This is a genomic window from Neobacillus niacini NBRC 15566 (assembly GCF_001591505.1).
GTDB classification, from domain to species: Bacteria; Bacillota; Bacilli; order Bacillales; family Cytobacillaceae; genus Neobacillus; species Neobacillus niacini.
Map to the genome: position 1 here is coordinate 21,161 of NZ_BCVA01000058.1, position 8,454 is coordinate 29,614.

Genomic DNA, 8,454 nt, shown 5'->3' on the forward strand with positions numbered 1-8,454 from the left:
GAATCATCACAAAAGGAGTGTTCAGTATGAGTTTCATATGGGCATTAATTGTCGGTGGAGTTATTGGCTGGTTAGCTGGTCTTATTGTGGGTAGAGATGTTCCAGGAGGCATTATCGGTAATATAATTGCTGGGTTTGTAGGCGCATGGCTTGGTACGTTACTATTAGGAGATTGGGGACCAAATGTCGCTGACTTTGCGATTATCCCTGCCATTATTGGTTCTGTTGCCTTGGTATTCCTATTATCACTCGTCATGAGGGGCTTCAGAAAAGCAGACTAAAAAAAATATGAGAGGCCTCCCACGCCGGGAGGCCTCTAAATTTGACTCATATATTATAAACATCAATACCTTTGAAGATAGGTGGCTGATCAATAAATGGAGCATAACAAATAATGTTTTCACCAGTTATGGGATGTGTAAATTCTAGTTTTGCTGCATGTAATGCCTGCCTCTTGAATAACGGCTTTCCGCCATATAATCTATCCCCCACTAATGGATGACCTATATGACTAAAATGAACACGTATTTGGTGCGTTCTTCCTGTTTCAAGCCAGCATTTAACATAAGAATGACCTTTTTCCTCTTTAAAAACCTGATAATGTGTAACAGCTGCTTGACCAGAAGGAGAAACACGTCTTCTGGTTGCATGGTGCCTGTCACGCCCAATTGGTTCACTGATTATCGCTTTCTTCTTTTTTATATGTCCATCGACGATGGCAAGATAGGTTCTTTTTATTTCATGTTTTTCCAGCATTCTGTCTAAGATGGCACCGGATAATGCGTGTTTTGCAAAGAGAATCGCTCCTGTCGTATCCTTGTCTAGCCGGTGTACTTGACGTATCGTCAATTTTTCACCATTGGATTGTACATGAAATTGCGCAGCGTGTAACAGTGTGCCTTTATCATTTTCATCATTTGGATGTGTACTCATATTAGCTGGTTTATTGAAAACAATCACATGATCGTCTTCGTATAGAACCTGGATATCATAAAAGAAATCCAGTGAGCTTGCAGGTGCCACTTCCTCAAAAAGTTTAATTAGGACCCTATCACCGTTTTTTAGCGGATGATTCCAATTTGCTCTCAGACCATTTACTAATACGGTATTTTCCATCCGGAATAAATGGGTAAGCTTTTTAGGCACCTCCCATTCCTTACGAAAGATATCCTCAATCGTTTTTCCTTCCCATTTTTTTTGTGTAATGATTTCCATCCAATTGCCTTTCCGCGTTGTTTTTAGCATTTTTACTCCTTTAATCTTGTGATTTCTCCATCTTATACCGTGGTTATAATTACCACCGAACATTGATCAACAAATATGCTATTCTTATGTATATATATTACGATAGTTTATGTCTATCGCAAAGGTGGGTTACAAGTGAAAATTGTTTTTGCCTCGACACCGGGTCAGGAAGAAGAAATTTGTGAACTTGTGAGGTATATCTATTCAACTGTTTTTCCACTCTATTTTACGGATAAGGAAATAAGTGAGTTTGAACAATTAAAAGTATTGCATACTCCTGATGACTTTAATACATTAAAGGACGCCTTTCAAGTTATGGCAAGTATGCAAACAGTGATTTCAATACTCGAGTCTCCAACTCTCGATGATCAGTATGCAGCATTATTCAATAAAAATGTTACCAATCTGCAAGAATTTGGTCTTTTCTTTCCGTTTGAGTTTGAACAATTCGTTGAAGCAAAAAATATGAAAAACAGTGTATTTAGCATTTATACCAAAGCAGCAAATGAATTACTTGTCTAATATGGGAGAAAAATGTCTGCAAAAAGCAGACATTTTTTTTATTATTATCCTTGAACTTATAGAGATAAAATATAAAATAAAAGGAAGGTTAAATTTATTGGCAAATTCAAACAATAATCAATATGGAAGTTACAGGGAGGATTTAGTGATGGGTTGGAAAGAAAATGCAAACAGATGGATCGAATACTCTAATTTGAATGAAGAGTTAAAGCAGCAGCTTGAGGTAATTAAGAACGATGAAAAACAACTTGAGGAAGTTTTTTATAAAAATCTAGAGTTTGGAACTGGTGGAATGCGCGGGGAGATTGGGGTTGGTACCAATCGGATGAACCTATATACGGTTCGTAAGGCTTCTGCTGGTTTAGCAGCATACATAGAAGAACAAGGACTTGAAGCAAAACAAAAAGGCGTAGTAATTGCCTATGATTCACGACATAAGTCTCCAGAGTTTTGTATGGAGGCAGCAAGAACACTTGCAACGAAAGGAATTAAAACTTACGTATTTGATGAATTAAGACCAACACCCGAATTATCATTTGCATTAAGAAATTTAAACGCCTTTTCTGGAATTGTCATTACAGCCAGTCATAACCCGCCAGAATACAATGGATACAAAGTATATGGTTCTGATGGAGGGCAGCTGCCTCCAGATGCAGCCGACGAGGTAATTGCTAGAGTAAATGAAATAGAAAATGAGTTGTTGATAGAGGTAGAATCTGAAGAAAATCTTAGATCCCTTGGGTTGATTAACACCATTGGTGCAGAAATTGACCAAGCTTATATCGAAAAATTAAAAACCATTTCTGAAAATCCATCGATTTCAAGTGAAACAGATGTAAAAATTGTGTTTACACCATTACACGGAACAGCGAATAAACCGGTACGCCAAGCTTTGTCTGCTTTAGGCTATACAAACGTTACAGTGGTAAAGGAACAGGAACTGCCAGATCCTGAGTTTTCAACTGTAAAAAGTCCAAATCCAGAGGAACATGCGGCATTTGAATTAGCCATACGGGACGGTAAAGAAGTGGGTGCAGACCTGTTAATTGCAACAGATCCTGACGCTGACCGTTTAGGAATTGCTGTTCTGAATCCTCAAGGTGAGTATGTTGTTTTAACAGGAAACCAAACGGGAGCACTATTATTAGATTACATCCTTACCCAAAAGCAAAGCAAAGGAACAATTCCTCAAAATGGCGCCGTATTAAAAACGATAGTGACATCGGAAATTGGCAGAAAAATCGCAGAAGCTTACAATTTAGCTGCTTTTGATGTCCTAACTGGTTTTAAGTTTATTGCTGAAAAGATTAAGGAATATGAGTTAACTGGAGAGTTTTCTTTCTTATTTGGTTATGAAGAAAGTTATGGTTATTTGATCGGAGACTTTGCAAGGGATAAGGATGCTGTTCAAGCTGCCATTTTAGCGGTAGAAGTGTGTGCCTACTATAAAAAACAGGGTATGTCACTTTATGAAGGTTTAATGCAAGTCTTTGAAAAATACGGGTTTTATCAGGAAGGTCTTAGATCGTTAACCTTAAAGGGTAAAGAAGGTGCGGAACAAATTCAGCGTATTTTAGCTTCTTTCCGGTCTGAGCCAATTAAGCAGCTTGGAGACTTAACCCTTTCCATGTCAGAAGATTACCTAACAGGTATCCGACAAACAGCAAATGGTGATGAGAAAATTGAATTACCAAAATCGAATGTTTTAAAATATACCTTCACAGATGGCTCATGGGTTTGTTTAAGACCATCTGGCACTGAACCAAAAGTTAAATTCTATTTTGGTGTAAATAGTACTAGCTTAGAGGAGAGCAGAAGTAAGTTACTTGAAATTGAAAAGAATTTTATGGGACTGGTAGACGAAAAGGTTAAAATGGTAACAAAAAACTAAAATCTGTCCTCACATCTTAGATTTAACATGAAAGGAAGAAAAGCCGTGCTCAAGGACCAAATTGCGATTGTAACTGGAGCTTCAAGAGGAATTGGCAAAGAAATTGCAGTAAAACTTGCTGAACAAGGAATGAAACTGGCGTTAATTGGGAGTTCAGCGCAAATTTCAGAAACGGCAGATGAACTAAAGAGAAAAGGATTTTCAAATATCCTGCCAATTCAAGCTGACGTTTCAAAAGAAGAAGACTTACAGCAAGTCGTTAAAAAAACGATTGAAGAGTATGGTCATGTAGACATGTTGGTTAATAATGCAGGTATTGGATTCTTTAAATTAACAGAGGATGTAACACTGGAAGAATGGAAAAAGGTTTTTGAAGTGAATGTACAAGGGGTTTTCCTTGCAACCAAAGCTGTTCTTCCACATATGAAAGAGCGAAAATCGGGGACCATCATAACGATTTCATCTGATGTAGCCAGGTATACCATTCCTAACGGTGCTGCCTATACGGCTACGAAGTATGCCGTCCAAGGCTTCTCTGGATCAGTAGCACAAGAGGTGCGTGAGTATGGTATCCGGGTGGGTACCATCAATCCAGGAATGGTCGATACCTATTTTGCTGAATCGAAGCAAGGACTGCCAGAAAAACATGATTGGCTTAAAGTGGAAGATGTAGCAAATGCAGTTGTGTATATGGCTTCAGCTCCAAAGTATATGCTTATTGATGAAATAGTCCTTCATCCACTAGTACAACAATATCCAATTGCATAATAACTTTTAAAACGGCTTCCTTTGAGGAAGCCGTTTTTTGGTGGAATTCTTTGGTCCGGTTTGGTAAATATTTCTCAACAGTATCCACTTGATATTTCAGGAAAGACTATACATCGGTAACTCATTATCAGATTCAACGGTTTCGTTAGCATGGTCGATGTAACGAAGCAGTGAATATAATTTCTTTTCTATAACTGAGTAATCACGTTCAAAGTGATAGGCATGCAGGAATTGCTCTATCCGCTTTGATAACAATTGGTCTTTTGTTCGTACCATGAGTATCAGCAAATTATCCCATTCAGATCGATGTGTATAATACAAAGCACGATCGTAATCCATTTTATTCATTTGTTTTGTCTCCTCCTTACTAGGAGTTGAAGTTATTTTATGATATTTTGCAGATATATTTCACAGAAAATGTTGGACATGCCGATTTAACGGTGTTTTCAACTTTTACCTGTATAACAAGAAACGTATTTGTTTTAAAAGGAGGCAGCATGAAGAAAGTATTACTAATTATGTTAGTTTTATTTTTACATTTGGAAATGGAATCAAAGGCAAAGGTTGTTGAGACAAACCATCCTTATTCGTACGACGTACTAAAAAAAGATATAGCAAAAATAAATCAAAGGTATAAAAACGTAGATGTATTAGGTATTGGCAGAAGCCATTTTGGCAGGGAAATTTATGCGATTAAACTTGGTGAAGGAAAGCATAGCATTGTTCTAATAGGTGCGCATCATGGACGTGAATGGATGACCAGTATGCTTTTAATGAAGAAGCTAGAAGAGTATGCAGAAGCCTATCAAAATCAAACTGATTTTGGGACGTATTCAACCTGTATTTTAAACGATGTTGCCATTTGGTTTATTCCTATGCTTAATCCGGATGGTGTGACAATCCAACAAAATACACTGGATAAATTCCCTAAAAATCATCAAAAACATTTGTTAGCAATGAATGAAGGAGTAAAAAATTTTGATCGTTGGAAAGCAAACGGGCAGGGAGTGGATTTGAATAGGCAATATCCTGCAGGATGGAAAAATTTAAATTCTCAACCAAAATTCCCTTCTTATCAATTTTATAAAGGCAGGAAACCTTTAGAAGCGAAAGAAGTAAAGGTATTAACAAAATTTATTCGCGAAATTAATCCTGTGATTGCTGTCGCCTATCATTCTTCAGGCGAAGAGGTTTTTTGGAATTATCATAATGGTAAACATCTTCAGCGTGATAAGCGCATTGCTAAGAAAGTGTCAAAATTGACAGGATATAAGCTTGGCAAGCCTCCAAAACAGGCAACTGGAGGAGGATTCACCGATTGGTTTATTACCCGCTATCATCTTCCGGCTATGACCATTGAAATTAGCCCGCTTGTGGGTGAAACATCCCCGCCGCTGTCGGTTTTTGAGACTGAATGGGAAAGAAATAAATTTGTGGGACTCACACTGGCAAAAGAAGCAATGCGCTTAAAAAAGCGAAAATAAGCAGATAGACTTGTTGTTTTTTACATCTTGTTTCATCATTCCCAGATTTTCTTCATACATTGTGGTAAGAGGAAAAGGGGGAATGGCGATGAATGGGGACGATCGCAAAGCTCTTGAATATGCAATTAGTGAAATTACGGAAATTGCACGAGGCTTTGGCTTAGATTTTTATCCGATGAGATATGAAATTTGCCCAGCAGAAATCATTTACACATTTGGTGCCTATGGAATGCCTACCAGATTTTCACATTGGAGTTTTGGGAAGCAGTTTCACAAGATGAAACTTCACTATGATTTAGGGTTAAGTAAAATATATGAATTAGTAATCAATTCAGATCCTTGTTATGCCTTCTTATTAGATTCTAATTCGCTCATTCAAAACAAATTAATCGTCGCACACGTACTTGCACATTGTGACTTCTTTAAAAATAATGTTCGTTTCCAAAATACCAAGCGGGATATGGTCGAAAGCATGGCAGCCACAGCAGAGAGAATTCGCCGTTATGAAATTCAATTTGGTAAAAAGGAAGTTGAGACTTTTCTTGATGCTGTACTGGCGATTGATGAACATATTGACCCTTCACTGATGAGACCGAAACTTGCTTGGTCACTTGAAGATGAGGCTGAAGAAGAAATCCAACAAACAGCGACTCCTTATGATGATTTATGGAGGTTAGACGAGAAAGACAAAAAGCAGCCGGCTCAGCCTAGAAAGAAACAATTTCCTCCAAGACCTGAGAAGGATTTATTATTGTTTATTGAAACGTATAGCAGAGAGTTAACTGATTGGCAGCGGGATATTTTAACGATGATGCGTGAAGAAATGCTTTACTTTTGGCCGCAGCTTGAAACGAAAATCATGAATGAAGGCTGGGCATCTTATTGGCATCAACGAATCATCAGAGAAATGGATTTAACCAGTGGTGAAGCAATTGAATTCGCAAAATTAAATGCAGGGGTTGTTCAGCCATCAAAAACAGGAATTAATCCTTACTATTTAGGAATTAAAATATTTGAGGATATTGAAGAACGGTATAATAACCCAACGGAAGATATGATTAGAAGAGGGGTTGTGCCTGGTTCTGGCCGGGAGAAGATGTTTGAAGTCCGCGAAGTTGAATCAGATATATCGTTTTTACGAAATTATTTAAACAAAGACCTTGTAATGAGAGAAGATATGTATCTTTTCCAGAAACAAGGAAGGGATTACAAAATCGTTGATAAACAATGGGAACACGTACGTGACCAATTGGTTAATATGCGTGTAAATGGAGGATTCCCATACATTACTGTCAATGATGGTGACTATTTGAAGAACGGGGAACTATATTTAAAACATTGGTTTGAAGGTGTCGAATTAGATGTGAAATATCTTGAAAAAGTATTACCATATATCCAACAATTATGGGGAAGACCTGTTCATATTGAAACAATGATTGAAGATCGAAGAATGTTGTTTTCTTATGACGGAAAAGGTGTTCATCGAAAATATTTGTAAGAGGGAAGGCAGCTATTGTTCAAAATAGCTGCCTTACTTTGTTGCTAACTGTTATTTGACATGAAGTTCACTTTCCGTCACTCATTTGTGATTTGTCACTCTTTCTCCGCCAGTTGTAATTACGATCGTAAGCATATTTTTTCTGTGGGGCTTCCTTAGACAGTCAAACGAAGGTAACATCAAAAAATCCGAAAAAAGCACCCAATCAGCTATAGATGAAATAACGATGTTATAATAGTTTGGTAACCAGACAGGGAAAGGAAGTGAAACGTTTCATGAAGGCAAAAGTTTTCCTGCCAATCATATTTATATCAGCCGTGCTAGCTGGTTGTGGACAAGCTGATTCAAAAGAAGATACTTCTTTAAAAGATAAAGAAGTTGAAAACGTGAGAGAGTTAGTAGGAGACTATAGTTCAAATAAAACCAAGAATGTGTCTGCATCTATTACCTCTCAAGAGCTAATTGTTAAGAAAAGTGATGGCAAAGAGTTAGTTTATGACTTGTCTGGAGAGGACTTTTTCGTTTCTATTGCACCTTATGTAAATGAAACGCACCCTTGAACGAATCATAGCTTGACAGGTTGTCAAGGTGAATTGGTTGAAGAAGATTTTGATGTATACATTGAAGATATTGATGGCAATTTGATTCTAGACGAAAAGGTGAAATCTCAAACTAATGGATTTCTTGATTTATGGTTGCCGCGCGATAAAACATATCGAATAAAGATTGAATATGATGGAAAAGTAGCGGAATCAGAAATTTCTACCTTTGAGAATGACGGTACCTGCATTACAAATATGCAATTAACTTAAAAGCACCTATATAGGTGCTTCAGGCTGTCGAGAAAGTCTCGACAGCCATTATTTTTCAATGCAGAGGTGCTGGTGTGACCGAAGCCTGGCATGAAAAGTATTTTGGGTTAATGCAGAGGTGCTGGTGTGACCGAAGTCTGGTATTTAAAGAAGTTTGGGTCAATGCAGAGGTGCTACAGTGACCGAAGTCTGGTATTTAAAGAAGTTTGGGTCAATGCAGAGGTGCTGCAGTGA

General features: G+C 37.6%; 9 protein-coding genes. 7 read left to right on the forward strand and 2 right to left on the reverse strand.

Annotated elements, in window-relative coordinates:
• Positions 1-26: 26 nt before the first annotated feature.
• The gene (locus BANA01_RS25840) at positions 27-281 is read left to right on the forward strand and encodes a GlsB/YeaQ/YmgE family stress response membrane protein (RefSeq protein WP_034675137.1); all 255 of its coding nucleotides are present in this window, start codon (positions 27-29) and stop codon (positions 279-281) included.
• A 46-nt stretch (positions 282-327) separates the two neighbouring features.
• On the opposite strand, the gene BANA01_RS25845 is transcribed toward BANA01_RS25840, so the two are convergent.
• Positions 328-1,245 carry an RluA family pseudouridine synthase gene (locus tag BANA01_RS25845; RefSeq protein WP_034675140.1) on the reverse strand — a complete coding sequence of 306 codons (918 nt, stop codon included), beginning with the start codon at positions 1,243-1,245 and terminating at the stop codon, positions 328-330.
• A gap of 135 nt (positions 1,246-1,380) precedes the next feature.
• Here BANA01_RS25845 and BANA01_RS25850 point away from each other — a divergent pair, with 135 nt between their 5' ends.
• The 3 genes from BANA01_RS25850 (at position 1,381) to BANA01_RS25860 (ending at position 4,426) form a co-directional block, all read left to right on the forward strand.
• Complete coding sequence (locus tag BANA01_RS25850; protein ID WP_034675142.1) at positions 1,381-1,767, forward strand: YhcU family protein; 387 nt, start codon at positions 1,381-1,383, stop codon at positions 1,765-1,767.
• Positions 1,768-1,915: 148 nt separating this feature from the next.
• Complete coding sequence (locus BANA01_RS25855) at positions 1,916-3,658, forward strand: phospho-sugar mutase (protein WP_034675186.1); 1,743 nt, start codon at positions 1,916-1,918, stop codon at positions 3,656-3,658.
• Positions 3,659-3,703: 45 nt separating this feature from the next.
• Positions 3,704-4,426, forward strand: coding sequence for an SDR family oxidoreductase (locus BANA01_RS25860; protein WP_034675145.1), 723 nt, complete (start codon positions 3,704-3,706; stop codon positions 4,424-4,426).
• A gap of 96 nt (positions 4,427-4,522) precedes the next feature.
• Here the strand turns inward: BANA01_RS25860 and BANA01_RS25865 are convergent, their stop codons facing one another.
• Positions 4,523-4,774, reverse strand: coding sequence for a YhdB family protein (locus BANA01_RS25865; protein ID WP_034675147.1), 252 nt, complete (start codon positions 4,772-4,774; stop codon positions 4,523-4,525).
• Between the two features lie 149 nt (positions 4,775-4,923).
• Here BANA01_RS25865 and BANA01_RS25870 point away from each other — a divergent pair, with 149 nt between their 5' ends.
• The 3 genes from BANA01_RS25870 (at position 4,924) to BANA01_RS30150 (ending at position 8,220) form a co-directional block, all read left to right on the forward strand.
• On the forward strand, positions 4,924-5,910 hold the full coding sequence (locus tag BANA01_RS25870; protein WP_034675150.1) for a M14 family zinc carboxypeptidase: 987 nt from the start codon (positions 4,924-4,926) through the stop codon (positions 5,908-5,910).
• Between the two features lie 88 nt (positions 5,911-5,998).
• Positions 5,999-7,408, forward strand: a complete 1,410-nt coding sequence (locus BANA01_RS25875) for a SpoVR family protein (RefSeq protein ID WP_063255296.1) — start codon at positions 5,999-6,001, stop codon at positions 7,406-7,408.
• A gap of 275 nt (positions 7,409-7,683) precedes the next feature.
• Positions 7,684-8,220: a CueP family metal-binding protein gene (locus BANA01_RS30150; protein ID WP_174524446.1), complete on the forward strand. Its 537-nt coding sequence runs from the start codon at positions 7,684-7,686 to the stop codon at positions 8,218-8,220.
• Positions 8,221-8,454: the final 234 nt, after the last annotated feature.

Coding starts and splice junctions, on each gene's coding strand:
- BANA01_RS25865 (WP_034675147.1), bottom strand. CDS start 4,774: ATGAATAAAATGGATTACGATCGTGCTTTGTATTATACACATCGATCT.
- BANA01_RS25870 (WP_034675150.1), top strand. CDS start 4,924: ATGAAGAAAGTATTACTAATTATGTTAGTTTTATTTTTACATTTGGAA.
- BANA01_RS25855 (WP_034675186.1), top strand. CDS start 1,916: ATGGGTTGGAAAGAAAATGCAAACAGATGGATCGAATACTCTAATTTG.
- BANA01_RS25840 (WP_034675137.1), top strand. CDS start 27: ATGAGTTTCATATGGGCATTAATTGTCGGTGGAGTTATTGGCTGGTTA.
- BANA01_RS25845 (WP_034675140.1), bottom strand. CDS start 1,245: ATGCTAAAAACAACGCGGAAAGGCAATTGGATGGAAATCATTACACAA.
- BANA01_RS25875 (WP_063255296.1), top strand. CDS start 5,999: ATGAATGGGGACGATCGCAAAGCTCTTGAATATGCAATTAGTGAAATT.